This window comes from Acinetobacter lactucae (assembly GCF_013122135.1).
Lineage (GTDB): Bacteria > Pseudomonadota > Gammaproteobacteria > Pseudomonadales > Moraxellaceae > Acinetobacter > Acinetobacter lactucae.
On record NZ_CP053391.1, the window covers coordinates 905018 to 930879 of the forward strand.

General features: G+C 38.5%; 22 protein-coding genes and 1 pseudogene. 14 read left to right on the forward strand and 9 right to left on the reverse strand.

The genetic code is table 11. The features are described from left to right. Positions 1–30: 30 nt before the first annotated feature. Positions 31–1419, reverse strand: a complete 1389-nt coding sequence (gene radA, locus HLV59_RS04240) for a DNA repair protein RadA (RefSeq protein WP_005073053.1) — start codon at positions 1417–1419, stop codon at positions 31–33. A 342-nt stretch (positions 1420–1761) separates the two neighbouring features. Between radA and HLV59_RS04245 the strand changes: the two genes are divergently transcribed. The 5 genes from HLV59_RS04245 to dapF all read left to right on the forward strand — a co-directional run bounded on the left by HLV59_RS04245 (position 1762) and on the right by dapF (position 7462). After that, on the forward strand, positions 1762–3255 hold the full coding sequence (locus HLV59_RS04245) for an alanine/glycine:cation symporter family protein (RefSeq protein ID WP_087087492.1): 1494 nt from the start codon (positions 1762–1764) through the stop codon (positions 3253–3255). 314 nt (positions 3256–3569) lie between these two features. After that, on the forward strand, positions 3570–4976 hold the full coding sequence (locus tag HLV59_RS04250; protein WP_014207418.1) for an amino acid permease: 1407 nt from the start codon (positions 3570–3572) through the stop codon (positions 4974–4976). A 140-nt stretch (positions 4977–5116) separates the two neighbouring features. Next, positions 5117–5338: an LPS translocon maturation chaperone LptM gene (gene lptM, locus HLV59_RS04255; protein WP_002118887.1), complete on the forward strand. Its 222-nt coding sequence runs from the start codon at positions 5117–5119 to the stop codon at positions 5336–5338. A 22-nt stretch (positions 5339–5360) separates the two neighbouring features. Continuing rightward, complete coding sequence (gene lysA / locus HLV59_RS04260; protein WP_151822392.1) at positions 5361–6611, forward strand: diaminopimelate decarboxylase; 1251 nt, start codon at positions 5361–5363, stop codon at positions 6609–6611. A gap of 5 nt (positions 6612–6616) precedes the next feature. Continuing rightward, complete coding sequence (gene dapF, locus HLV59_RS04265; protein ID WP_081172973.1) at positions 6617–7462, forward strand: diaminopimelate epimerase; 846 nt, start codon at positions 6617–6619, stop codon at positions 7460–7462. Positions 7463–7548: 86 nt separating this feature from the next. Here the strand turns inward: dapF and HLV59_RS04270 are convergent, their stop codons facing one another. Then, entirely contained in the window at positions 7549–8172 is a 624-nt protein-coding gene (locus tag HLV59_RS04270; protein WP_031949091.1) for a LysE family translocator, read from the reverse strand. A gap of 165 nt (positions 8173–8337) precedes the next feature. Here HLV59_RS04270 and xerA point away from each other — a divergent pair, with 165 nt between their 5' ends. The 4 genes from xerA to gyrA all read left to right on the forward strand — a co-directional run bounded on the left by xerA (position 8338) and on the right by gyrA (position 14468). Next, complete coding sequence (gene xerA, locus HLV59_RS04275; RefSeq protein WP_079748502.1) at positions 8338–9225, forward strand: site-specific tyrosine recombinase/integron integrase; 888 nt, start codon at positions 8338–8340, stop codon at positions 9223–9225. 462 nt (positions 9226–9687) lie between these two features. Next, complete coding sequence (locus HLV59_RS04280) at positions 9688–10437, forward strand: electron transfer flavoprotein subunit beta/FixA family protein (RefSeq protein WP_003650176.1); 750 nt, start codon at positions 9688–9690, stop codon at positions 10435–10437. 17 nt (positions 10438–10454) lie between these two features. Continuing rightward, positions 10455–11387 carry an electron transfer flavoprotein subunit alpha/FixB family protein gene (locus HLV59_RS04285; protein WP_016146176.1) on the forward strand — a complete coding sequence of 311 codons (933 nt, stop codon included), beginning with the start codon at positions 10455–10457 and terminating at the stop codon, positions 11385–11387. Positions 11388–11753: 366 nt separating this feature from the next. After that, positions 11754–14468, forward strand: coding sequence for a DNA gyrase subunit A (gene gyrA / locus HLV59_RS04290; protein ID WP_125738435.1), 2715 nt, complete (start codon positions 11754–11756; stop codon positions 14466–14468). Positions 14469–14514: 46 nt separating this feature from the next. Here the strand turns inward: gyrA and HLV59_RS04295 are convergent, their stop codons facing one another. The 4 genes from HLV59_RS04295 to HLV59_RS04310 are packed head-to-tail and all read right to left on the reverse strand — an operon-like array spanning position 14515 to position 19364. Continuing rightward, the gene (locus HLV59_RS04295) at positions 14515–15612 is read right to left on the reverse strand and encodes an A1S_2622 family ABC transporter permease subunit (RefSeq protein WP_081172979.1); all 1098 of its coding nucleotides are present in this window, start codon (positions 15610–15612) and stop codon (positions 14515–14517) included. Next, entirely contained in the window at positions 15609–16739 is a 1131-nt protein-coding gene (locus HLV59_RS04300; protein WP_171429400.1) for an ABC transporter permease, read from the reverse strand. Before HLV59_RS04300 ends, HLV59_RS04295 begins: the two co-directional genes overlap by 4 nt. Positions 16740–16742: 3 nt before the next feature. After that, positions 16743–17864 (reverse strand): HlyD family secretion protein, encoded by a 1122-nt coding sequence (locus tag HLV59_RS04305; protein ID WP_081172983.1) that lies wholly within the window; start codon positions 17862–17864, stop codon positions 16743–16745. Between the two features lie 12 nt (positions 17865–17876). After that, positions 17877–19364, reverse strand: a complete 1488-nt coding sequence (locus tag HLV59_RS04310) for a TolC family protein (protein WP_171429401.1) — start codon at positions 19362–19364, stop codon at positions 17877–17879. A gap of 384 nt (positions 19365–19748) precedes the next feature. Between HLV59_RS04310 and serC the strand changes: the two genes are divergently transcribed. Beyond that, entirely contained in the window at positions 19749–20828 is a 1080-nt protein-coding gene (gene serC / locus HLV59_RS04315) for a 3-phosphoserine/phosphohydroxythreonine transaminase (RefSeq protein WP_171429402.1), read from the forward strand. 58 nt (positions 20829–20886) lie between these two features. Here serC and HLV59_RS04320 read toward each other — a convergent pair whose 3' ends face one another. Further along, positions 20887–21033 (reverse strand): hypothetical protein, encoded by a 147-nt coding sequence (locus HLV59_RS04320; protein WP_005038822.1) that lies wholly within the window; start codon positions 21031–21033, stop codon positions 20887–20889. A gap of 33 nt (positions 21034–21066) precedes the next feature. Then, positions 21067–22008 (reverse strand): hypothetical protein, encoded by a 942-nt coding sequence (locus tag HLV59_RS04325; RefSeq protein ID WP_061875429.1) that lies wholly within the window; start codon positions 22006–22008, stop codon positions 21067–21069. 245 nt (positions 22009–22253) lie between these two features. On the opposite strand from HLV59_RS04325, the gene HLV59_RS04330 reads away from it, so the two are divergent. Beyond that, positions 22254–22742, forward strand: coding sequence for a YaiI/YqxD family protein (locus HLV59_RS04330; protein WP_079748489.1), 489 nt, complete (start codon positions 22254–22256; stop codon positions 22740–22742). A 7-nt stretch (positions 22743–22749) separates the two neighbouring features. Then, positions 22750–23658 carry a DMT family transporter gene (locus HLV59_RS04335; RefSeq protein WP_057106243.1) on the forward strand — a complete coding sequence of 303 codons (909 nt, stop codon included), beginning with the start codon at positions 22750–22752 and terminating at the stop codon, positions 23656–23658. Between the two features lie 29 nt (positions 23659–23687). Here the strand turns inward: HLV59_RS04335 and HLV59_RS18610 are convergent. Then, positions 23688–23768 (reverse strand): annotated as a pseudogene (locus HLV59_RS18610) (PilZ domain-containing protein); the annotation flags it as partial. 149 nt (positions 23769–23917) lie between these two features. Between HLV59_RS18610 and HLV59_RS04340 the strand changes: the two are divergent. Together HLV59_RS04340 and lolD are read left to right on the forward strand one after the other, a co-directional pair. Then, positions 23918–25153, forward strand: a complete 1236-nt coding sequence (locus tag HLV59_RS04340; protein ID WP_004790618.1) for a lipoprotein-releasing ABC transporter permease subunit — start codon at positions 23918–23920, stop codon at positions 25151–25153. Next, positions 25146–25832, forward strand: coding sequence for a lipoprotein-releasing ABC transporter ATP-binding protein LolD (gene lolD, locus HLV59_RS04345; RefSeq protein ID WP_057106242.1), 687 nt, complete (start codon positions 25146–25148; stop codon positions 25830–25832). Before HLV59_RS04340 ends, lolD begins: the two co-directional genes overlap by 8 nt. Positions 25833–25862: the final 30 nt, after the last annotated feature.

Sequence of the window (25862 nt, forward strand, 5' to 3'; positions counted from 1 at the left end):
TCTAAATTTCAACCTTAAAAGTATGTTTTTTTATGTCAATTCATCACTGAGTTGCATTGCTTCTGTCAGGGCTTCATGCAAGCGCGCAACCGCAATGACTTGTACGCCCGGAATTGCTTTTTGCGGCGCGTTACCTCTTGGTAAAATGACATATTTAAAGCCATGTTTTGCTGCTTCTTTTAAGCGTTCTTGACCGTTAGGAACAGGGCGAATTTCACCTGAAAGTCCAACTTCACCAAAGACAGCCAGTTGCTGGGGCAAGGCTTTAGTACGTAAACTTGACGCACATGCGAGTAAAACCGCTAAGTCTGAACCCGTTTCAGTAATTTTTAAACCGCCTACAATGTTGACATAAACGTCTTGCCCTGTGGTTTGCACACCGCCATGACGATGCATTACAGCGAGCAGCATATTTAAACGGTTTTGTTCAAGTCCAAGTGCAACACGTCGTGGTTGTCCTTGAGCATCATCAACTAAAGCTTGTACTTCGACCAAAAGAGGGCGAGTTCCTTCACGACTAATCATGACAATTGAACCGGGAATTGCCTCATCATAACGGCTTAAGAAAATGGCAGAAGGGTTGGCTACTTCACGTAAGCCTTTATCAGTCATGCCAAATACACCAAGTTCATTGACTGCACCAAAGCGGTTTTTAACAGCACGAATCATGCGATAGCGAGAGTCTGATTGACCTTCAAAGTAAAGTACGCAGTCCACCATATGCTCTAAAACACGAGGACCTGCCAGCGCACCTTCTTTGGTCACGTGACCAACAATGAATAGCGCTGTGCCACTATTTTTTGCATAGCGGGTTAATAAAGCAGCAGATTCACGAATTTGTGAAACACCACCCGGAGCAGATTGGAGAGTTTCTGTATAAAGTGTTTGAATCGAATCTAGAATAGCAACTACAGGTTTTTCTTGCTCTAAAACTTCACAAATACGTTCTACACAGGTTTCAGCCATGACTTTTAATTGATCAGTAGGTAAGTCAAGGCGTTGTGCACGAAGCGCAACCTGAGATAAAGATTCTTCACCTGTAATATAAAGTGCTGAGCTTTTTGCGCTTGCCATGTGCGTTGCGGTTTGCAAAAGAATGGTCGATTTACCAATACCAGGGTCACCCCCAATCAGTACAACAGAACCTGTCACCAAACCACCGCCAAGCACACGGTCAAATTCGCTAATGCCTGTAGGTAAGCGGGTTTCATGAGAAACTGAAACTTTATTGAGCGTTGTAATATTAGCAACTTGACCCGCATAGCCCCCAATTTTAGGGCGTGCACGGTGAGCAGTGGTCGGCTCAAGTTTAACTTCAGTCAGTGAATTCCATTCACCACACTCTGAGCATTGACCAGCCCATTTAAGATGATCGGCACCACATTGCTCGCAACGGTAAACAGTTTTGACTTTGCTCATAAAAAATTGAAATTTTGCTCGATATTATATAAATATAGTTCTTAGGAAGTTCTTCATTCTTGTTTCCTGAAATTTTCATAAAGATAATGAGGAAATGTGAAGGGATCTTCTAAGGAACTAATAAGGGAAAGACACCAAAAATAACACGATATTGGATTTTTACAAGTCAGATAAAGTTTGTTTTCAGTGGATATAAAAAATCTAATCTATTCCCCAAGGACGGTGTTTTTACTGCAGTATGTATCTAGCTGTTTATTATAGATATGGCATGGATATTGCTGAAGTGAAAACGAACAAAATAATATGAGTATTGTATTTTAAAAATACAAAAGGTTGATATCTATGAGTGCAGCAGAAATTGTTGATTGGATAAATAGCATAATCTGGAGTAAAGGACTTATTTACCTGTGCTTAGGCGCGGGTTTATTTTTTTCTATTTTGACAAGATTCGTTCAAGTACGTCAAATGAAGGAAATGTTTAGACTGTTAATAAAAGGTACTTCTTCAGAACAGGGGATTTCATCTTTTCAAGCCTTAGCTGTTTCATTATCGGGGCGAGTGGGTGTAGGTAATATTGCGGGTGTGGCGGCAGCAATTGGCTTTGGTGGGCCAGGTGCAGTCTTTTGGATGTGGTTAGTTGCATTTTTAGGAGCAAGCACGGCATATGTAGAATCAACTTTAGGTCAAATCTATAAAGTTGAATATCAAGGCCAATATCGTGGTGGTCCAGCATTTTATTTTGATAGAGGACTGGGACAACGTTGGTTAGGGGTTTTATTTGCAATTTCGGCAATTGTGGCCTGTGGTTTATTTTTACCGGGTATTCAAGCAAATGCGGTAGGTAAAGCATTTACCCAAATTACAGGTGAAGGGGCAATTATTTTCGGTGATATTGGTTTATTCAAACTTGTAGCACTTGTGGTGATTGTTAGTTTACTCGCCATCATTATTTTTGGTGGAATTAAACGGATTGCACGCTTTGCTGAATTCGTTGTTCCTTTTATGGCAGCTGGTTATATTCTAATGGCTGTTGTTATCGTTATTGCGAATATTGACGAACTACCTGGTGTAATCAAATTAATTTTTGAAGATGCTTTTTCTCCGATGGCGGGTCTTGGTGCTGCGATCGGTTGGGGAGTGAAACGTGGTGTTTATTCAAATGAGGCAGGGCAAGGAACAGGGCCACACGCAGCAGCGGCAGCAGAAGTTCAACATCCAGCTCAACAAGGTTTTGTACAAGCATTCTCAATTTATGTTGATACTTTATTCGTCTGCTCTGCAACAGCATTCATGATTTTAATTACCGGCATGTATAATGTACAAGGTACATTAGAAGCTGGTCAATTTATCGTGCAACATGTTGGAGCAACTGTAGAAATAGGCTCTCCTGCATTTACACAGATGGCAGTGAGCACAATGTTTGGTAATTTTGGTCAAATCTTTGTGGCGTTGGCTGTGTTCTTCTTCGCGTTTACAACGATTGTTGCGTATTACTATATTGCTGAAACTAACATTACTTATCTAAGCTATATTACAAAATCTCCATCATTATTATTTGTGACGAAGTGCTTTATTATTTTATCGGTATCTTATGGAGTACTGAGTGCAACTGGTTATATATGGGGTATTGGTGATATTGGTGTAGGTTTAATGGCATGGATTAATATTGTCGGAATTATTGTGACTTATTTTGTATGGAAGCCAACAATTAAAGCACTAAAAGATTATGAAGCGCAGCAAAAAGCTGGAGTAAAAGAGTACACATTTGACCCTGTTAAATTAGGCATCAAAAATGCGACATTCTGGGAAGAAAAATTGAAGAATAAACAAAAGTAAATTTTCAGATGATGAATTTACTTTCTGATTTTTTAATCAAAAAGGCTACCTCATTGGTAGCCTTTTTATATCGGCTTGAGTTAAACAAGTGCGACAAAAGTTGACTTGAGAGTCCGTTGTATTGGAATGGGCTTGTGCGTATTATCGGATTGAATTGTATGTAGCTTGGAATCATCAGCAATACAGACAAATTGGTTAGCTGAAAAGTTGTCAAAAAATATACATTTAAAAGATACCTGCAAATGGTGCGATATCGTCTTTTTGATTTGAATTTAGCTAACGGATTAAAAAAATTACTGGAGTGTATTTATAAAATGTCGAATCAAAATCTGAGCGAGCCTCATGAACAAGGTGAGCTCCATCGAAGCCTCTCCAATCGGCATTTACAGCTGATCGCGATTGGTGGTGCAATTGGTACCGGATTATTTATGGGATCAGGCAAAACAATTAGTCTTGCTGGTCCATCGATCTTGTTCATTTATCTGATTATTGGTGTGATGGTGTTTTTTGTCATGCGTGCGCTTGGCGAACTACTTCTTTCAAATCTTGCCTATAAATCATTTATTGACTTCACAACAGATTTAATCGGTCCATGGGCAGGTTATTTTGTAGGGTGGACATACTGGTTATGTTGGATCACGATTGGTATCGCTGACCTTTCTGCAATTATCTACTACCTACAGTTCTTCAATAATGGTCTACCTTTCTCGCCTGTCGAAGGGGCAATGATCAGTGTTGCTGCGATTGTATTTATTATGGGTTTAAACCTATTAACCGTTCGTTTGTTTGGTGAATTAGAGTTCTGGTTTGCGCTCATTAAGATTCTTGCGATTATTATTTTAATCGCTGTGGGTCTATGGATGATCTTTACTGGCTTTACCTCAAGCACAGGTGAAGTTGCTTCCTTTACTCATCTTTGGGCAAATGGTGGTTTCTTCCCAACAGGCGTGCATGGCTTCTTGGCAGGCTTCCAAATCGCAATCTTTGCCTTCGTGGGTGTAGAACTTGTGGGAACAACAGCTGCCGAAACGAAAGATCCGGCGCGTAACTTACCAAAAGCGATTAACTCAATTCCAATCCGTATCATTATTTTCTACGTATTGGCATTGTTGATTGTGATGTCAGTAACACCATGGAATAAAATTGATCCAGCGATCAGTCCATTTGTAAACTTGTTCAGTCAAGCAGGTGTGGCAGCAGCAGCAATTTTGATGAACTTGGTGGTGTTGTCATCAGTGATGTCATCAATGAACAGTGGTGTCTTCTCAACAAGCCGTATGTTATTTGGTTTATCTCGTGAAGATCAGGGGCCAAAAGCATTTGGTAAATTGAACAGACGTGCAGTACCTGCAAATGCATTGTATTTCTCTGCTGCGTGTTTATTGTTAGGTGCGGCATTACAGTATTTTGTTCCAAATACTGTTGAGGCATTTACACTTGCAACGACGCTTTCAACGATTCTGTTCATTTGCGTGTGGTTACTCATTATCTGGAGCTATATCCGTTATTACACTACGCGTCCTGAGCTACATGCAAAATCAACATTTAAATTGCCAGGCGGTCTATTTACGTGTTGGATCACGATTATTTTCTTTATTGGTATGATTTATGTGCTGTCTTTAGAACCAGATACGTTCAAAGCACTTAAAGTCAGCCCGATTTGGTTTGTTATCTTGATCATTGGTTATTTCTTCTTCTATAAACCACGTCATAAAAAATAATTAAATTTATTTAGTTATGATCAAACGCTGGCTGAAAAGCCGGCGTTTTTTATGCATATTGTTTTTCTCTTTAAGTTTACTCTTTAGCCGCTTGCATGATCACGGTATACTGCATCGAATTGTTTAAATCAGGTGCTCAGATGCGTCGTGTCATTTGCCTCATCAGTTTATTGAGCAGCAGTATTTTGCTTAGCGCTTGTGGTCAGTCAGGAGCATTACAGCTACCTTCTGATCCGAATTATGACAAACGTGCGAAATACTTGCTCTATCGTAATAAAGAACAGAAACAAGTTGTGCAACAGGATGAGCAGGCTGAACAGCCAGTTGAATCATCAGCCCCAACCCAAACAACTTCACCTTAAGCTTTGAAATAAGGACACATTCATGAGTTTCACCCGCATTAATGGAGTATTGCATGCAGAGCAATGTTCTATGGAGCAGCTTGCACAGCAATTTGGCACACCTTTGTATGTTTATTCAAAAGCAGCTTTTGAAAAACATTACTTAGATATGGACCGTGCTTTTGATTTTATTGATCATCAAATCTGTTTTGCGGTGAAATCTAACTCGAATTTAGCTGTTCTGAATGTCTTGGCAAAACTTGGTGCTGGTTTTGATATCGTATCGGGTGGTGAGCTTGCACGTGTTTTGAAAGCGGGTGGAGATGCCTCTAAAGTTGTTTTTTCTGGTTTAGGTAAAACCGAAGCCGATATTGAAACATCGTTAAATGTAGGCATTGCTTGCTTTAATGTAGAGTCTTATGCAGAATTAGACCGTCTTCAAAAAGTTGCAGCTCGTCTAGGTAAAAAAGCGCCAATTTCTTTACGCGTAAATCCTGACGTAGATGCAAAAACTCATCCTTATATTTCAACAGGTTTAAAAGAAAATAAATTTGGTATTCCTAGTGATACCGTTTATGAAACCTATCAATATGCTGCATCTTTACCAAATCTTGAAATCATTGGTATTGACTGCCACATTGGCTCGCAATTGACCGAGACTAAACCGTTTGTTGACGCTTTAGATCGTGTCATGTTGATGATCGAAGAACTAAAAAAACTTGGTATTACTCTTAAACACATTGATATCGGTGGTGGTTTGGGTGTTTGTTATAAAGATGAAACACCGCCAAGTGTTGAAGAATATGCTAACTCAATGAAACCTGCTTTAGAAAAGTTAGGTCTCAAGGTTTATATGGAACCGGGTCGTAGCATTAGTGCAAATGCAGGTGTGCTTTTAACAAAAGTTGATTTGCTCAAGCCAACAAGCCACCGTAACTTTGCCATTATTGATGCAGCAATGAATGATTTAATTCGCCCTGCTTTATATGAAGCTTGGATGGATATCCAACCTGTGGTGCCAAGTTCAGATACTGAAGAAAAAACTTGGGATCTCGTTGGAGCAATCTGTGAAACAGGTGACTTCATTGGTAAAGATCGCTCATTGGCTTTAAAAGAAAATGACTTGTTAGCTGTTCTCGGTGCTGGCGCTTATGGTTTTGTAATGAGTTCAAATTACAACACACGTGGACGTGCCGCAGAAGTGATGGTGTCTGGCGACAAAGCCCATTTGATTCGTGAGCGTGAAACAGTTGAATCCCTTTGGGAAAAAGAAAGTTTATTGCCTGAGGAGTAAATGAAATGTTATTAGAATTTACTAAAATGCATGGCCTAGGCAATGACTTTATGGTGGTTGATCTAATCAGCCAACGTGCCTATTTAGATACAGAAACAATTCAACGCTTAGCCGATCGTCATTTTGGCATCGGATTCGATCAGCTTTTAATTGTTGAACCACCAGATTTACCGGAAGCGGATTTTAAATACCGTATTTTTAATGCTGATGGTTCTGAAGTTGAACAATGTGGTAACGGTGTACGCTGTTTTGCTCGCTTTGTACATGAGCGTCATTTAACAACGAAAACTAGTATTACTGTTCAAACCAAAGCAGGGATTGTTAAACCTGAACTGGGGCAAAATGGTTGGGTTCGCGTGAATATGGGCTACCCGAAATTTTTGCCGAATGAAATTCCATTCATTGCTGAACAACCAGAAGCTTTATATACACTTGAGTTAGCCAACGACCAAAACATCAGTATTGATGTGGTCAATATGGGTAATCCTCATGCTGTCACTATTGTTCCAGACGTATTAACTGCAGATGTTGCTGGCATTGGTCCACAAGTCGAGTCACATAAACGTTTCCCTGAACGTGTTAATGCTGGCTTTATGCAAGTAATTGATGAAAAACATGTTCGCTTACGTGTATTTGAACGTGGTGTCGGTGAAACGCTTGCATGTGGTACAGGTGCTTGTGCTGCTGCGGTAAGTGGTATGCGCCGTGGCTTACTTGCGAACTCAGTTGAAGTTGAGCTTGCTGGTGGTAAGTTACAAATCGAATGGCAAGAAGGCGATGTGGTTTGGATGACTGGTCCAACAACTCATGTATATGATGGGCGTTTGGATTTACGTTATTTCCAAGGTTAATCGCATTACCTAAATAGAAGCCTCTTTTCATCAGCTAAAGTGATAAAAGAGGCTTTCTTTTATATGTACAATAATATTTGATTTAATTATCTTTTACTCAAAGCTAATTTCAAAGCAAACAACACAAAAATACTGCCAGTAATCCGATCCATATATTTCACAAATTTGGGTTGCTTAAGATAACGTGACAGTGGCTGCATGGCTAAAATTAATAAAGTTGACCATAACATTCCAATTACCACATGAATCATTACCAGTCCCATCACCCAAGTCACAGCCGATGCTTGCGGCGGAATAAATTGTGGAAGAAATGAAATATAAAAGATCCCAACTTTCGGGTTAAGTAAGTTACCCAAAAAACCTTTAATGAACCAATTCTCTGAAGTAGAACGATTTGAATGACTTTCTTGTGTGTCTGCAAGTTGACTACGCGGTTTTAAAATCATATTTAAACCCAGCCACGCGAGATATGCTGCTCCCATCCATTTCAGAATATTAAAAGCTAAATCAGATGCCATGAGTAAAGCACCCAGACCACAAGCAACTACAATTCCCCATACAATACAGCCAAGACAAATGCCTATTGCTGCTTGAAACGCTTTCGATTTACCTTCAAGTGTTGCTGTACGAATAATTAAAGTCGTATCTAGACCAGGGGTAAGCGTAAGTAATGTAATCGTAATTAAGTAAGGAATGAGTATGGTGGTCATGGCAGCAAGGTCCGACAAATACTTGAGGTGAATTGTAATATATAAATTAGTTCATCATTAGGTTGTGCGATATCAAATTTTCATGATCACATAGTTTTTGGTACACTCAAAAAAATGAGCAAATAAATGGAGAGCATTTTGGATTTTGCATTACAGCTGCTCTCAATGTGGTTAAAAGAAAGAAAAATACAGAATCAATCTGAGCACACGATTACTGCTTATGAAAGAGATGTGAAAAGCTTTCTTGAGTTCTGCGAGCACAAACAACTAGATTTAAGAAATATTGAAGCTTCAGATTTAAGAGAATATTTGGCCCAGCGTGTTGAGCAGGATCAGTTAAGTTCAAGTAGTATGCAACGTCATCTCACCTCAATTCGTCAGTTCATGAAATGGGCGGAACAAGGTAAATATTTAGAAATTAATCCGACTGACGATTTTAAATTAAAACGTCAGCCTAGACCTTTGCCAGGTATGATCGACATAGAAACAGTTAATCAGATTTTAGATCAACCTATGCCTGAAAAACCCGTTGATCAGCAATTATGGTTAAGAGATAAAGCCATGCTCGAGTTACTTTACTCAAGTGGTTTACGTCTGGCTGAATTGCAGGGTTTAACAGTTAAAGATGTAGATTTTAATCGTCAACTGGTACGTATTACAGGTAAAGGAAATAAGACCCGTATTGTACCGTTCGGGAAAAAAGCGAAAGAAAGCCTATTGAATTGGCTGAAAGTTTATAAAATTTGGAAAGGACATTTCGAACAAAACGATTCTGTCTTTATTTCTTTACGAGGGGGAGCACTCACTCCAAGGCAAATCGAAAAAAGAGTAAAGCTTCAAGCTCAACGGGCTGGTGTAAATGTCGATTTACATCCGCATTTACTCAGACATTGTTTTGCTAGCCATATGTTATCAAGTAGCGGCGATTTGCGTTCGGTACAAGAAATGTTAGGACATAGTAATTTATCTACAACACAAATTTACACCCATATTGATTTCGATCATTTGGCGCAAGTTTATGATCAAGCTCATCCAAGGGCACATAAAAACTAAAAGTTAAAAAATAGACTGAATAAAAAGATAATTAAATTGAGAAGTTTTAGAGGAATGTAGAGATCATTTGTCTTTTTTTACAATTTTGTTTAAGAGAAATAGCTAAAACTGCCTAATTGACCATTTTGATCTTTGCATATTTTGTTGACGACTGAGTCTAAAAAACCTTGAATTTAAGGTTTTTAAACATAATCTTATGTTTCTAGCTTATATGCTAAATAAGATAAAAAGATAATAAAAATCAATGTATAAAATAGAGTTTAAAAAGAATAAAATAGCTTGTAATAGTAGGCTAAAATTTTTTTATGAACTGATGATTTCATTTTTTTTGTGCTGTTCCAGAAAATTGTGACTTGACCGAAATGCCAAACACATTGCAAGATAGGGTACCTAAAAAATTTTAATTGAAGAGTTAATATACTTTTCTCAACATTTACTTTTGCTAGAACAGCCGAGGATTACATGAAGGCTCTTGTTGCTGTAAAACGCGTGGTTGATGCCAACGTTAAAGTTCGTGTTAAGCCGGACAATAGTGGGGTTGACCTTACCAACGTAAAAATGTCAATTAACCCATTTTGTGAAATCGCAGTGGAAGAAGCGGTTCGCTTAAAAGAAAAAGGAACAGTATCAGAAATCGTTGTTGTTTCTGTAGGTCCTAAAGAAGCTCAAGAACAAATCCGTTCTGCAATGGCTCTAGGCGCAGACCGCGGTATTTTAGTTGAAACTACTGATGAAATTGGCGCTTTAGAAGTTGCTAAAATTTTAAAAGGTGTTGTTGACGCTGAAAAACCAGAACTTATCCTTCTTGGTAAACAAGCAATTGATGATGACTCTAACCAAGTAGGCCAAATGCTTGGTGCATTATTAGGTGCGGGCCAAGGTACATTCGCTTCTGAAGTGAAAGTTGATGGCGGCAAAGTACAAGTAACTCGTGAAGTTGACGGTGGTTTACAAACTGTTGAACTGGCACTTCCAGCAATCATTACAACTGACTTGCGTTTGAATGAGCCACGTTATGCAGCATTGCCTAACATCATGAAAGCTCGTAAGAAGCCACTTGATACCAAATCTCCTGCTGATTATGGCGTTACAGCTGGTACTAAGCTTAAAACTGTTAAAGTTGAAGCTCCTGCAGAACGTAAAGCTGGCGTACAAGTGAAATCTGTAGATGAGCTTGTTGAAAAATTGAAAAATGAAGCGAAAGTGATCTAATACGGAAGGATAAAATCATGAGTATTTTAGTTATCGCTGACCACAACAACCAAGTACTTAACGGTGCTACTTTAAACGTTGTTGCTGCAGCACAAAAAATCGGTGGTGATATTACTGTATTAGTTGCTGGTTCTGGTGCTCAAGCAGTTGCTGATGCTGCTGCTAAAGTTGCTGGTGTAAGCAAAGTTTTACTTGCTGACAACGCCGCTTATGCAAACCAATTAGCTGAAAACGTAGCTGGCTTAGTTGCTGACTTGGCTAAAGGTTACAAATACGTATTAGCTGCTTCTACAACAACTGGTAAGAACATTCTTCCACGTGTTGCTGCTCTTCTTGATGTAAGCATGATCACAGATATTATTTCTGTTGAATCTGCAAACACATTCAAGCGTCCTATCTACGCTGGTAACGCGATTGCAACGGTTCAATCTGACGAAGCAATCATTGTTGGTACTGTTCGTGGTACAGCATTTGATCCAGTTGCTGCGGAAGGTGGTTCAGCTGCTGTTGAAGCAGTAAGTGAAGCGAAAGATGCAGGTATTTCTAACTTCGTATCTGAAGAAATCGTGAAGCTTGACCGTCCAGAATTAACTGCGGCTCGCATCGTAGTTTCTGGTGGTCGTGGTGTAGGTTCTGGTGAGAACTACCATAAAGTACTTGATCCATTAGCTGACAAGCTTGGTGCAGCACAAGGTGCTTCACGTGCGGCAGTTGATGCGGGCTTTGTACCAAACGACTTCCAAGTTGGTCAAACTGGTAAGATCGTTGCACCTGACCTTTATGTTGCTGTAGGTATTTCTGGTGCGATCCAGCATTTAGCTGGTATGAAAGATTCTAAAGTTATTGTTGCAATCAACAAAGACGAAGAAGCGCCAATCAACAGTGTTGCTGACTACTGGTTAGTTGGTGATTTGAACACTGTAGTACCTGAATTGGTATCTAAACTTTAATCTTTATCGATTAAAGCTAAAAAACCCTTAGTTTTTACTAGGGGTTTTTTTATTGTGAGTAGTGTCCTTAAATGTATAAGTGAGACTTTTAGCTCATTTGAGGTTTGATTTTTATAGAATAAAAATCACATAGTTTTACCAAGATGAGAAGATGCTCGTTATAGCGATATGATAAGAATAATATGCAATTAAATTATACAAATATCGCCAGATTAGCGATGTAGATTCCGCACATTACAAAGTGCTTTTATGCTATAGTATACAGCTATATTTTTTTCGATTTTAGTTCAGTTTTCGGAACTAAATTTTTTGCAAGATCAAGACATATAAGCAGATAGAAATTTCTATCTGTAAGAAGGAGTATGCATGAGCGTATCGGAAATCCGACCGATTGCCATTGAGGACGAACTCAAGCATTCATATTTAGATTACGCGATGAGTGTAATCGTATCTCGTGCATTGCCGGATGTGAGAGACGGTCTTAAACCTGTTCACCGTCGTGTGCTTTATGCCATGCACGAATTGGGCAATGACTATAACAAAGCCTACAAGAAATCTGCACGTGTTGTTGGGGACGTAATCGGTAAATATCACCCTCATGGTGACTCAGCTGTTTATGAAACCATAGTACGTATGGCTCAGGACTTTAGCTTACGTTATTTATTGGTAGATGGTCAGGGTAACTTCGGTTCGATTGATGGTGATAGCGCAGCTGCGATGCGTTATACCGAAGTCCGTATGACTAAGCTTGCACATGAGCTTCTTGCAGATCTAGAAAAAGACACGGTTGATTGGGAAGATAACTACGACGGATCTGAGCGTATTCCTGAAGTGCTTCCGACACGTGTTCCTAACTTGTTAATTAATGGTGCTGCTGGTATTGCTGTTGGTATGGCAACCAATATGGCACCGCATAATATGACAGAAGTTGTCAATGCGTGCTTAGCCTATGCTGACAATCCGAATATCTCTATTGAAGGATTGATGGAATACATTACGGGTCCTGACTTCCCTACAGGCGGTATTATTTACGGTAAATCAGGCATTGTTGATGCGTACCGTACAGGTAAAGGCCGCTTACACATTCGTGGTAAGTACCATTTCGAAGAAGATGAAAAGACAGGTCGTACAACCATCGTCTTTACTGAAATTCCATATCAAGTCAACAAAGCAAGAGTTATTGAACGTATTGCTGAGTTAGTGAAAGAGAAAAAACTTGAAGGTATTTCAGAACTTCGTGATGAATCTGACAAAGAAGGTATGCGTATTGCAATTGACTTGAAACGCGGTGAAAACGCTGAAGTCGTTGTAAATAACTTATTCTTAAATACTCAGCTTGAAAACTCATTCAGCATCAACATGGTTTGTCTAGACAATGGACAACCTAAATTGATGAATCTGAAAGATATTATTGCGGCATTTATCCGTCACCGCCAAGAAGTTGTGACACGCCGTACTATGTTCGAATTGCGTAAAGCACGTGAACGTGGTCATATCTTAGAAGGCTTAACAGTTGCTTTAGCCAATATCGATGAAATTATTGAAACCATCAAAACTTCTGCTAACCCTGCTGAAGCGCGTGAGCGTTTGCTTGCTGGTGAGTGGGCAGGTGGTGGTGTCGTTTCATTGCTTGAAAAAGCTGGCGCAATTTCTGTTCGTCCAGATGAAATTGAAGGTGAAAACCCAGATCGTCCATTTGGTTTAACTGAGTCGATTTACCGTTTATCGCCAACGCAAGTAGGTGCAATTTTAGAATTACGCTTACATCGCTTAACTGGTCTTGAACAAGACAAATTACATGCAGAATATACTGAAATTTTAGGTCAAATCGCTGAACTTACTGCGATTTTGAATGATTTCAATTTATTGATGGCTGTAATTCGCGAAGAATTAGCACTGGTACTACAACAGTATGGTGATGGACGTCGCACTGAAATTATTGAATCACGTATTGATTTTAGCCGTGAAGATTTAATTCCTGAAGAGCAAGTTGTATTAACAGTTTCACAAACAGGTTATGCAAAAACTCAACCACTTTCAGATTATCAGGCTCAGCGCCGTGGTGGACGTGGTAAGTCTGCAACTTCAATGAAAGATGATGACTTTATTCAACATCTCATTGTAGCTTCAAACCATGCGACTGTGCTGTGCTTTACCAATGTAGGTAAAGTATATCGTCTTCGCGTGTTTGAAGTGCCTCAAGCATCACGTGGTGCCAAAGGCCGTCCAATTGTGAACTTGTTACCTTTAGATGCGAATGAAACAGTAACAGCTATCTTGCCGTTAACTGAGTTCCCGGAAAACCATTACGTATTTATGGCGACAGCTTCAGGTACGGTTAAACGTGTTGATTTAGAGCAATTTGCTAACATCCGTTCAAATGGTTTACGCGCAATTGAACTCAATGAAGAAGATACCTTAATTGGTGTTGCGATTACTGATGGTAATCAGCAAATCATGTTGTTCTCGAACGAAGGTAAGGCAATCCGTTTTGCTGAAACCGATGTGCGTGCAATGGGTCGTACCGCGAAAGGTGTTCGTGGTATGCGTGTAAGCTTTGCAAGCAGTATCTTAAGCGAAGAAGATGCGGAAGTTGAAAATGATGAATCAGATGACAATGACGATTCAGCAGATTCAAATTTAGTAAGTCGCATCGTATCGCTTGTAGTTGTACCTGAGACAGGTGAAGTACTGTGTGCAAGTGCCAACGGTTATGGTAAGCGTACTCCTGTAAATGACTTCCCAACCAAGAAACGTGGTGGTAAGGGTGTCATTGCGATTAAGACAAGCGAACGTAACGGTGAGCTTGTTGGTGCAGTTTCTATTGATGAAACCAAAGAGTTGTTACTCATTTCTGACGGCGGTACATTAGTTCGTACTCGCGCAGCAGAAGTTGCAATGACTGGTCGTAATGCACAAGGTGTACGTCTAATTCGTTTAAGTGAAGAAGAAACTTTAGTAGGTGTTGTTTCTATTGAAGCTGTCGAAGATGAAGAAGAATTTCTCGAAGGAGAAGTTGATACTTCAGATGTAGATGGTGAAGATGCAGTTTCTACGAATGACGAAGTGTCAGAAGAGTAAGAAGAAATTAAATAAAAAAAGGAAGCGTAAGCTTCCTTTTTTTATTTTAAAAAGACGTTTTTTTAACAATCCGATAATAGGCTAAGCTTCCTAATAATAATCCAATTGTCCCAAGAAAAATTAGTTTCGGTACAACTGTCGCTAATGGAACACCCATCTGGTTAAGTTGCACAAACATTTGTACCCCATGTGTGGAAGGTAAACACCACGCCAGCCATTGTAACCAGTCAGGCATTGCTTGATGAGGCCAAGCAGCTCCAGTGAGTAAGAATAAAGGTACTGAACTAAACACAATAATATGTCCGGCACGCTCTGGCATATCTAAAAGTGAGCCGATCAACATACCTAGTCCAATCACACAACTAATAAAAATTGGAACAGCAATAAGTAGACCTATAAAATTTCCACCGTGTGGATAGTCATTGAACCACAGAGTAAAACCGAAAAGATAAAAACAACCTAAACAGCCAATGGTCAATATACTTGCGAAAATTCCAGCGAAGCGAACAGTTGTAATTTTTTCATGTTGCTCACGGTAGGTCGCTATTAACATTGCCAAACCGAGCACAATGGTTTGGTGAATAATTAATGATGCAACAGCCGGAAAAATATAACTTCCATATCCTGAAAGAGGGTTAAATAACGGCACTTGATGAATAGAAAGCGCTGGCTGGAAATGTGTGCGTTGTCCGAATTTTTCAATATATTCTTTTAATGTGGCTTCAATTGAGGTTGCTAGACCTAAACCAATTTCTTTAGTTTTTAAAAAGTTGGTTGTGCTTAAGTATAAGCCAATTCCACCAGTTTCTCCTCTGCGTAAGCTTTGGGTTAGGTTGTTTGGTAAAAGTAAAATACCATCGGCTTTTTGCTCACGTACCATTTGTTCAGCTTGTAAAAAATTGCTGGTAACGGTAACGATATGAACATGAGGGCTATTTGCACTTTGGCCAATCAATTGAGAAGTTAAAAGACTTTGTTCTTCATCAACAATCACAATAGGAATAGATTCTGCACGCTCAGCTTTATATGCAGTAGGATAAAAAAAGCTATAAAGAATGACCGATAAAATTAGCGTTGTGAAAACTGAGCTATTACTTACAATGTCTTTAAATGTTTGCCCATAAGCCTTAAAGAATTCTTTCATTGCGTTGCCCCCTGAACTAATTTTTTAAGTAATAGACAACTTAAAAAGAAGTAAATCAGGCAATAACCCAAGAGTATTAAAAAAGGAATCATAGAAATGAAAACTGGACTGCCGATCACCCATTGTTCGGTTTGCAGTTTGGCATAAGGGGTATAAGGAATAATGAGTGACCAAAACTTGGTGAAAATAGGGGCATTATTTAAAGGTAGCGTAACACCTGCGAAACTTAAAGAAGAGCCACCGTATACGGCGATAAAGCCAAAAGTTTTACTTAAATTTTTAGTAGCAAGAATGACCGTGCTGCTAATCAAAGCGTAAGCAAAATAAAGTAAAAACTGTGCGCATAGCAATAAACTAAGAGAACCTGCTACAAACCAGCCACGGATTTCGACTAGCCAAAACATCCATACCCATGTCCAGAAACAAAAAATAAGGGTATAAAGCAGATTTTTAGCCAATAAGCCTTGAATAAAACTTTCTCGGTTTACCCATGCTGTTAATGTGCCACGTTTAAGTTCTTGTCCAATAGCAAAGGCAACACAGCAACATAACAATAAGTGCAATACCGCTGGAACCATGAAAGGTTCTAAATAAAATTCATAGCTCATACTTGGGTTGTAAAGCGTTGAGATTTTGACATGCGCGGTAGGTACATCTAAATAGGGAATACTATTTGCAAGATAACTTTGACCTGCATAATCTGCTAAAGCATTGAGTGTACTGACCAGCATTGCAGAGGAAATCGTGTTCCCGACGCTAAAAAAAGACTGATTAAATGCAATGCTGATTTGAGCATCTTGTGCTTTCACGAAGCGTTTTTCAGCACCGTCTGGAATAAAAACATAACCCCATATTTTGGTTTCATTGAGTAGTTGTTCAGCCTCAGCAGAGCTTGCCGTAATTGTTTTAATGTCTACTGTATGATTTAACGAAAGATACTTTTCAATATTACGGCTGAGTTCACTTTGGTCCTGATCAATAATCGCAATTGGTAAGTGTTCAGCTTTACCCGCGTAAAACATGCTGCTAAACATAAAAATGATAAAAACAGGGATAAGTGTCACCATACACAAATCCCATTTATTGCTTTTTAGATAGTTTAGTTCCCGTAATATACTGGCAAACATGCTTTATTTGTCTTCTTTAATTTTAAATAGAACGCTCATGCCAACCTTTAAATCTTTGACAGGACTTTCAGGCACCAGATGTAATTTAAAGCTACGGATATCATATCCTCCGGTTTGGCGAGTCGTTTTAATGGTGGCAAATTCGCCTTCAGCATCAATATTCTTAATTTTAAAATTCACATTCTGATTAAGAGCGGGAATGAATCCTTCAAGGGTTTTATTTTTATAAACAGAGGCGTATTGATTTTCACCGACGTTTAAACTTACCCATAAATCATCATCTTCTAAAATGCTGACAACAGGTACACCCATAGCGACTAATTCGGAAGGTTTACCATAAGTTTTTGAAACCGTACCTGAAATAGGTGAGAGTAAACGTGTCTCTGCTTCCAGTGCTTTTGCTTCGCTTACCGCTGCTTTTGCAATTTCAACCTGTGCATCTGCCGTAGATTTCTGTTGGCTGGTACTGCCGCGTTTAGCACGAGCATATTGTTGATAAGAGGCCTCACTTAATTCTTGAGCAGAGGTCTGTGCAGCAAGCATTTCATCTCGTCTTTGACGTGAAATGACGCCTTGTCTATATAAATTTTCCCCACGTTGGTAGGTGGTTTTTGCAAGATTTGCTTGTGCTTTGGTGCTTTGCCAGTTGGCATAAAGAGTATCGATATTTTCTTGTTGAGAACCGCGATCTACCGTAGATTGAAATGCTAAAGCAGATTGTAAGGTAGCCAAAGCTTGTTGCTTTTTAGCTTCTATTTCAGGGCTAACCAAACGAACAAGGGGCTGACCTTTGGAAATTTTCTGGCCTTCTTGTACATAAATTTCTTCAATACGACTTGGAACTTTTGTACTTACGTGAACAGTTTCAGCTTCAACACGGCCTTGTAGTTCAATAGGTTTGGGTTGATAGCTTTTCCACAAACCAAAAATAATTAAACCTAATAAGGCAATGATAATCAGGCCAATAATCAGTTTAATTTTGGAATTTTTAGAGGGGATGGTGTCATTTTTATTTGTGCTTGTTTCTTGCTTATCACTAGCTTGATCATCTTTTGGAGCTTTGTTGGTTTCTGCCGTATCCGCAACAGGAGAATCTTGTTCTGAATGAGCTGAGTCTTGATTCATTTTATACTCCCATTAACGTATATAGTCGGTATGTGGTTGATTAACGTAAGCTTTAAACTGGTCAATTGAGCCGTGACTTTGCAGTAAAGTCGCGAGTGACATGACATATTTATAAGCATTTAAAGCCATTTCAGTTTTTAACGCACTTAATGCATTTTGCGCATCAATCACTTGGGTTGCTGTACCCATTCCTTCGCGGAAAGAAAGTTCTTGAATACGTAGGTTTTCTTGAGCAGCATTTACGTTTCTTTGTAAAAGCTGATGACTTTGCTGAGCAGAGTTAAGCTCGTTATATGACTTATTCAAAAGAGCTTCAATCTCTTGCTTGGTTCGTTCAGTCATGAGCTCAGAAGCGTAGCGCTTCAATTCGGCAGCATGAATATTCTTATTTTTATCTACACCTGAAAATAGGTTGTATTTTGCCATTACACCGACAATCCAGTTTTCATTTTCATCAAGCGCATATTCGCCAAAGGCAAAAAGACTTGGTTTTTTTGCAGCTTGTTGAGCTTGAATATTAACATTAGCCAGTTGAGTATCCATCTGCATTTTTTGTACTAAGCTAGATTTTTGCGAATAACTAGTTAAAAGTGATTCTAGAGTTTGGCTTGGTGTATTGTTTACAAATAATGGGGTACTTAAATCCACATTATTTTGTTGATGTAAAAGGTTATTAAGGCTAAAGCGACTGGCATTTAAGTTGGCTTGAGTATTTTGTAAAGTACGTTCCGCATTATTACGCGCTACTTCAAACTGCATGCGTTGCCCTTTGCTAATAAACCCTTGTTGCTCGAGCTTTAGGGCATTGCTGTAATGTTTTTGCATCGCATTAAAGTTAAATAAGCTACTCGCGACCAGTTGTTGTTGTAATTGCACATTAAAGTAACTTTGTACGACTTCGAAGCGCTGTATATCTTGTTGTTGTTGGCTTGAAAGTTCCGAACGCTGCGCTTGGATATTTGCTATTTTTTTTGCGCTGCTGGTTAAGCCGCCTGTATAGAGTGGCATAACAACTGAAATGGAAGGGCGTACCACCTGATCTTCAATAGTCAGATTCGCATAATCGGGAAAACGATTTACACCATCATGGATAGTTTGGTTTGCGCCTTCTTGAACTTGTCCCAGCACATCTGATGGAATGACATTGTTCCACTGTGAAAGTTTGTCATTTAGTCCTTGGCTTAAATCATTCTCAAGTTTTTGTTTAAAAGAGCCAAGAGGTACATCTGTTTCACTATGAAAAGCGTAGGCTCTCACATTTAAATCAACTCTAGGTAATCCGAGGCCCTTTACTGCTTCAGCTTCTAATTGAGATGCTTGCTGTAATGCTTGGTTGGCTTGAGTACTATATGAACTTTTCAAAGCTTGTTGTTCTGCTTCAGCATAACTTAAGCTTCCGGCGTATAAATGATTAGTGAAAAAAAAGCCTAAAGCCAAAGCAAGATGTTTTGGTTTAAATGAAAAGGGAAAAATAGAATATCTATATCGATGTGTTGGCATTTTAAATAACAATTTTTGGCATCCCTTATAGTTTAAATTTCTTGTTATTAAATTCAATTATCATCTTGTTTATTATACATTTGTATAAAAACATAGTGGTTTTTAGCTCCTTTAATTATTGAATTTACTAAGCCAATATTTTTGTAATAGCTATCAAGGTATGTGAAATTATAATCACAAGTCAAGTTGATCTTTTTGCTTAAAATTTTTTTAAATGAGGAAGCTGGTCATTAAAACTAAAGAAATAACGATGACAATAATTGAAAAAATAAAGCTAAATACAGTCCAGCATTGAAATATTTACTTGAGAAGCTGCTGCAAGCTTAAGCAATCTGTGGTTAAATGCCATTTTTATTGTGTTTGACTTTATACAAGGGAAAAATCATGCGCGCGTACAATTTCTGTGCTGGTCCTGCTGCATTACCTACTGCCGTTTTAGAAAAAGCTCAACAAGAATTGTTGGATTGGCAAGGTAAAGGTCTATCCATCATGGAAATGAGTCACCGTAGTGCTGACTATGTTGCTGTAGCTGAAAAAGCTGAAGCAGATTTACGTAAGTTAATGAACATTCCAGAAAACTATAAAGTACTGTTTTTACAAGGCGGTGCGTCATTACAATTTTCTGCGATTCCTTTAAACCTTTTAGGTAAGAACAGTAAAGCCGACTATATTCATACTGGTATCTGGTCTGAAAAAGCATTAAAAGAAGCAAAACGTTATGGCGATATTAATGTTGTAGAAGCTGGCATTAAAGTAGATGGTAAGTTCGCAATTTCTGAACAAAGCGAATGGAATTTGTCTGATGATGCAGCATATGTACATTATGCAGATAATGAAACGATTGGTGGCTTACAGTTCGCAGGAATTCCTGATGTAAAAACGCCACTTGTTTGTGATTATTCATCAAGTATTTTATCTGCTCCATTAGATGTAACCAAATTTGGTTTGATCTATGCGGGCGCACAAAAAAATATTGGTCCTGCTGGTTTAACAATTGTCATTATTCGCGATGACTTACTTGATCAAGCTAAACCAGAAATTCCAAGTATTTTAAAATATAGCGACCAAGCGAAAAATGGTTCTATGGTAAATACACCATCGACTTATGCATGGTACTTGTCTGGTTTAGTATTTGAATGGTTGCTAGAGCAGGGGGGGGTAGATGCTATCCATAAAGTGAACCTTGAAAAAGCTCAGTTGCTCTATGGTTATATCGACTCAAGCGATTTCTACAACAATCCGATTGCAATTCCAAACCGTTCAATTATGAATGTACCGTTTACCTTGGCAGATGAAGCTTTAGAAAAGCAATTCTTAAAAGAAGCGGAAGCAAACCATTTGTTGAATTTAGCTGGACACCGTTCGGTAGGTGGTATGCGTGCAAGTATTTATAATGCCGTACCCTTAGAAGGTGTACAGGCTTTAATTAACTTTATGGATGATTTTGCAAAGCGTAATGGTTAAGCAAATCAAATAAATAAAGCCCTCATTTGAGGGCTTTATTTATTGAATAATTTATAAATTAAAAAGGAACTAAACCAAACTGGTGCATGAATATGGCAGCTAAGAACATACCCAAGACAAAAAAGCAAAACGCACCAGTATCGACCTTTACGCGCAGGCTACTGGATTGAATGAGGCTGGTAGTTTGTTCGGGTATAATCTTCATTCAATAACCTAATTATTAAAATATTAGTGAAATTCAATTAGTTTCACCCTTTTTAGCACAAATAGTCGCCTGAATCCAGATATTACCGCGAATATATTCGCCAATATTAAAGTTTTTATACAAATCGTTTTTGGTTGCAATGCGCACTAATATGGCAGGAAGATCATCTTCTAAAACCAAAGTAACATCATAAAGAGCATATTCTTCTCCCATAAATGTCATAGAAGTTTTGCCAACAATATTACCTTGGAACCATGCTTCATCTTCTTGACCAAGATTTTCGCCATATAAATAAGCGACCATTTTAGAAAAATCAACGGTTACAGGTTCTTGATCTTCTGGAGTTTTTGGTTGCCATTCATTAATGAGTTCCTGTAAGTTTTCAGGAGCAACCCCATTATGTTCAGTTAAAATTGCATTTAATGCGCGGTGATGTTTAATCGAAGCTGGATCATCAACAATAATTTTTTCGCCTGCTGGAACAGGTTCTAATTCATAAGCCCATGCATTAAATTGAACTTGATAGTTTTGATTTTTATCATATTGACAGTAGTTAACACTAAATAAATTATCAAAAGCATAAACAGTTGTATTTTTATTTAGTCTTAAACTTAATACGGCTTGTGTCGCAGAGTCGCAAGTAATGATGCGTTCAATTTTCGCATTATATTGATATGGACTTTCAAAACTAGGAAAGGCGGTTTTAAGCGCGCGAGGTTTTTGGTTTTCAACAGCAATAATTTGATTGATCGTAACTTTTTGGTCTTGTGGGCCTTGGATCAACCAAAAAGATTGATCCATATCTTCTTCATGTTCGCATAAGCCCATTGGCATTACAGGTGCATCAAGAGCCAGTCCTAACCATTTTGGTACATCTGTTTCGGGATGGGACGTCAATAGATTCCAATGTTCTCCATGACTACCAAAATTTTGGTCATTTACTTTAATAACTTCTGGACTGTTTTGATTTTTCATAAGCACGATGCTGTTGGGTTCACATTACTTGTTATATTAAATCGAGGGTGTTTGCTATTTTTCAAGTCTCCATATGTAAATTCTCTTGTAAAAGCGCGTATTTAGTCATTTAAAGGAAAGTGCCGTTTCTATTTATAAATTAAAAGTATGTTTAGTTTCTAAAACTTGAAATATTGAAATTAAAAATAAGTTTAATGTTTATTTCTACTCACCTTAGAAAGGCATCTGTTAGACTTATATTTTTAGTGGAAATAGAGAATAACGTGCTGCCATTTAAGCTATGGGTAGACGCAGACGCCTTACCAAAAATTTTACGTGAAGTAATTTTACGTGCATCAGATCGTTATCAATTAGAAGTTATTTTTGTTGCCAATCAAAATGTTGGGATTACGCCTTCTGTTCGCATTAAATCAATACAGGTTTTAAGTGGCGCCGATCAGGCAGATAGAGAAATTGTCGAACGCATGGTCGAGAATGACATTGTGATTACACAAGATATTCCACTGGCAGCTCAGGTGATTGAGAAAGGCGGAGTTGCTATTCATCCGCGTGGTGAAGTTTATACAACTGCGAATGTTAAAGCGCGTTTACATCTACGTGATTTCATGGACACGCTTCGTGGTGCGGGTGTGCAAACTGGCGGACCACCTCCTATTTCCGAACGAGATAAACGTGAATTTTCAAGTTCATTAGATCAAACGATTTTAAAGCAAAAACGTAAAACAGCTAAGTGAGCATCACATGCCATCGCAAACCAATTTAGCTTTAACCTATGTCTTATTAGTGTTTATCTGGGCAACAACTCCTTTGGCAATCGTCTGGAGTGTGTCAGATTTACATCTGATGTGGGCATTGTTATTACGCTTTTTTATTGCATTGCCTTTGGCAGTCATCATATTGCTAATTTTAAGAACACCTTTTCCGACGCATCGACAAGCAGTACATAGTTATATAGCTGGTTCTTTTAGCTTAATTGGTTCTCAAATTTTTACCTATGCCGCGACTCAATATTTAAGTTCAGGCATGATTGCACTTATGTTTGGTTTAGCACCTATTATGGCGGGGCTTATTGGTCGGTTTGCATTTGGCCAACAACTTTATAAGCTGCAATGGCTGGGCATGGCAATTGCGGTCAGTGGTTTAGCTATTATTTGTTTGAGCGGTGAAAATCAGCATGTGCATCCATTTGGTATAGTTCTTATGCTGATCAGTGTGTTTGTTTATTCTTTTTCAATCTTCTGGGTTAAGAAAGTTAATGCACAAATTCAGCCGATGGCTCAAGCAACAGGTTCTATTTTAGTTTCTTCTATTTTTGCTAGTTGTTTTATTCCATTTATTTGGCAATATGCACCGACCCATTTACCAGAAGCTAAATCTTTATTTGCATTAATTTATACGGTACTGATGGCTTCACTGGTTGCTATGTTCTGCTATTTCAAACTTATACAAAATATTCAGGCAACCACCTTATCTTTAACGACAGTAATTACGCCAATGATCGCTATGATAATTGGAGCAGCTTTAAATCATGAGCAGCTTTCAATTATGGTTTTTGTGGGTGCTTTCATTATCTTGTCTGGACTCTTTTTATATTTTTATAAAGACATTCAAGCAAACCGGAACTTTGCTCAACATATGAAGTCTAAATAGGAGAAGATTTGGGTAATTTGTTGAGCTTATTCATTAAATTGTTCTAATTCGTAGCGAAATGCATGATCAAATTGATCTCCTAACTTAAGTAGTAGAAAATAGCGCAGCAATATCATATTAGGATTGTTAAGGATAAGTCAGAAATTACTGATTTTTAAACCTTAATACAGCATCTAACGGTATGGTCAAATAGTCGATGTGGGTGCAATTTGACATCAACATCTTTTATTTTCCATCAATGACCTTGGATTTAGAAGGTATGTTTAAACCAATCTCACTGTATATAGGGTTGAGATATACTCGCGCAAGACGCAGTAATCATTTTATTTCTTTTATTGCATTGGTTTCGATGGTCGGTTTGACACTCGGTGTCGCTGTATTGATTACGGTACTTTCTGTCATGAACGGTTTTGATCGCGAATTGAAAAACCGTGTGTTAGGAATGGTGCCGCAAGCGACAGTTTCATCTACACAAATTCTCACGGATTGGCCGGAGCTGGTGAAGCGAGTTGAACATCATCCACATGTAACTGGGGTTGCACCTTTTACGCAATTGCAAGGTATGTTAACTGCGCAAGGGCAAGTCGCTGGTATTATGGTGACAGGTATTGATCCAAAATATGAAAAGAATGTTTCTATTATTCAAAATCATATTGTTGCCGGAAGCTTAGATTCACTTAAAAAGGGTGAGTTTGGTATTGTTCTTGGTAAAGATATGGCTGATTCATTGGGCTTACGTCTAAATGACAGCGTGACATTGGTTTTACCTGAAGCAACGCCATCTCCAGCAGGTGTTGTACCTCGTTTCAAGCGTTTTAAAGTGGTGGGTATTTTTAGTGTAGGCGCTGAAGTGGACTCTATGGTGGGTTATATCGCTCTATACGATGCTTCAACCTTATTACGCTTACCAGATGGTGCCCAAGGTGTCCGTTTAAAATTAGATGATATTTTTGCAGCGCCACAAGTTGCAGATGATTTGGTGAAAAGTTTACCAAGCAATTTCTATGCGACGAACTGGACCTATACGCATGGCAATTTATTTAATGCCATTCAAATGGAAAAAACTTTAGTCGGTTTATTGCTTGTACTTATTATCGTGGTTGCAGCATTTAATATTGTTTCGTCATTGGTCATGGTGGTAACTGATAAAAAATCAGATATTGCAATTTTGCGTACTTTAGGCGCTTCGCCATCAATGATTACTAAAATATTTATGGTTCAAGGCACCGTGATTGGTGTGATTGGTACAGTTGCAGGTACGGTTTTAGGTGTTATTTTAGCTTTAACCATTAGCGATATCATTTCATGGTTTAATAATGTGTTGGGCTTAAATCTATTTGATGCTTACTTTGTGCATTACCTTCCATCTTATTTAAGATGGCAAGATGTGACGATTATCGTGATTGTTTCTTTACTTTTAAGCTTCTTGGCGACTATTTATCCGGCACTTCGTGCTGCCAAAGTTCAACCTGCCGAGGCTCTGCGCTATGAGTAAAATTGTTTTAGAAGCAAAAGAAATATATAAACATTTTGATGACGGTAAATCTAAAGTTGAAGTCATTAAAGGTCTTTCTTTACAAGTTCAAGCAGGGCAGTTTGTTTCGATTGTCGGTGCAAGTGGCTCAGGTAAAAGTACTTTGCTTCATGTACTAGGCGGTTTAGAGCAACCAACTCAAGGGCAAGTATTTTTAAATGGTCAGCGTTTTGATAATTTAGGTGAAGCCGAGCGTGGTTTTCAACGCAACCAATACCTCGGTTTTGTTTATCAATTTCACCATTTATTACCTGAGTTTTCTGCGCTTGAAAATGTGGCGATGCCTTTAATGCTTCGAGCAGATAGCCAATTTAAATCGGTAAAAGCACAAGCCGAATATTTACTTGATCGAGTTGGGTTATCTCATCGTATGGATCATAAGCCAGGTGAACTTTCGGGTGGTGAGCGCCAACGTGTGGCTTTAGCGCGTGCTTTAGTCACTAAACCTGCGGTTGTTTTAGCAGATGAGCCAACAGGTAATTTGGACCGTAAAACAGCTCTAGGTATTTTTGAGTTACTGACCGATCTTAAGAAAGAACTAAACATGGCAATGTTAATTGTGACCCATGATGAGCATTTAGCTCAGGCTGCTGATTCTATTTTGCATATGCAAGATGGACTCTGGGTGAGTGGTTCTTAAAAATTGTCATTAAATCACATTGTTAAAGCC

Bases quoted from the DNA above. Each gene is read 5' to 3' on its own strand.
- radA (WP_005073053.1), bottom strand. From the start codon at position 1,419: ATGAGCAAAGTCAAAACTGTTTACCGTTGCGAGCAATGTGGTGCCGAT.
- HLV59_RS04245 (WP_087087492.1), top strand. From the start codon at position 1,762: ATGAGTGCAGCAGAAATTGTTGATTGGATAAATAGCATAATCTGGAGT.
- HLV59_RS04250 (WP_014207418.1), top strand. From the start codon at position 3,570: ATGTCGAATCAAAATCTGAGCGAGCCTCATGAACAAGGTGAGCTCCAT.
- lptM (WP_002118887.1), top strand. From the start codon at position 5,117: ATGCGTCGTGTCATTTGCCTCATCAGTTTATTGAGCAGCAGTATTTTG.
- lysA (WP_151822392.1), top strand. From the start codon at position 5,361: ATGAGTTTCACCCGCATTAATGGAGTATTGCATGCAGAGCAATGTTCT.
- dapF (WP_081172973.1), top strand. From the start codon at position 6,617: ATGTTATTAGAATTTACTAAAATGCATGGCCTAGGCAATGACTTTATG.
- HLV59_RS04270 (WP_031949091.1), bottom strand. From the start codon at position 8,172: ATGACCACCATACTCATTCCTTACTTAATTACGATTACATTACTTACG.
- xerA (WP_079748502.1), top strand. From the start codon at position 8,338: ATGTGGTTAAAAGAAAGAAAAATACAGAATCAATCTGAGCACACGATT.
- HLV59_RS04280 (WP_003650176.1), top strand. From the start codon at position 9,688: ATGAAGGCTCTTGTTGCTGTAAAACGCGTGGTTGATGCCAACGTTAAA.
- HLV59_RS04285 (WP_016146176.1), top strand. From the start codon at position 10,455: ATGAGTATTTTAGTTATCGCTGACCACAACAACCAAGTACTTAACGGT.
- gyrA (WP_125738435.1), top strand. From the start codon at position 11,754: ATGAGCGTATCGGAAATCCGACCGATTGCCATTGAGGACGAACTCAAG.
- HLV59_RS04295 (WP_081172979.1), bottom strand. From the start codon at position 15,612: ATGAAAGAATTCTTTAAGGCTTATGGGCAAACATTTAAAGACATTGTA.
- HLV59_RS04300 (WP_171429400.1), bottom strand. From the start codon at position 16,739: ATGTTTGCCAGTATATTACGGGAACTAAACTATCTAAAAAGCAATAAA.
- HLV59_RS04305 (WP_081172983.1), bottom strand. From the start codon at position 17,864: ATGAATCAAGACTCAGCTCATTCAGAACAAGATTCTCCTGTTGCGGAT.
- HLV59_RS04310 (WP_171429401.1), bottom strand. From the start codon at position 19,364: ATGCCAACACATCGATATAGATATTCTATTTTTCCCTTTTCATTTAAA.
- serC (WP_171429402.1), top strand. From the start codon at position 19,749: ATGCGCGCGTACAATTTCTGTGCTGGTCCTGCTGCATTACCTACTGCC.
- HLV59_RS04320 (WP_005038822.1), bottom strand. From the start codon at position 21,033: ATGAAGATTATACCCGAACAAACTACCAGCCTCATTCAATCCAGTAGC.
- HLV59_RS04325 (WP_061875429.1), bottom strand. From the start codon at position 22,008: ATGAAAAATCAAAACAGTCCAGAAGTTATTAAAGTAAATGACCAAAAT.
- HLV59_RS04335 (WP_057106243.1), top strand. From the start codon at position 22,750: ATGCCATCGCAAACCAATTTAGCTTTAACCTATGTCTTATTAGTGTTT.
- HLV59_RS04340 (WP_004790618.1), top strand. From the start codon at position 23,918: ATGTTTAAACCAATCTCACTGTATATAGGGTTGAGATATACTCGCGCA.
- lolD (WP_057106242.1), top strand. From the start codon at position 25,146: ATGAGTAAAATTGTTTTAGAAGCAAAAGAAATATATAAACATTTTGAT.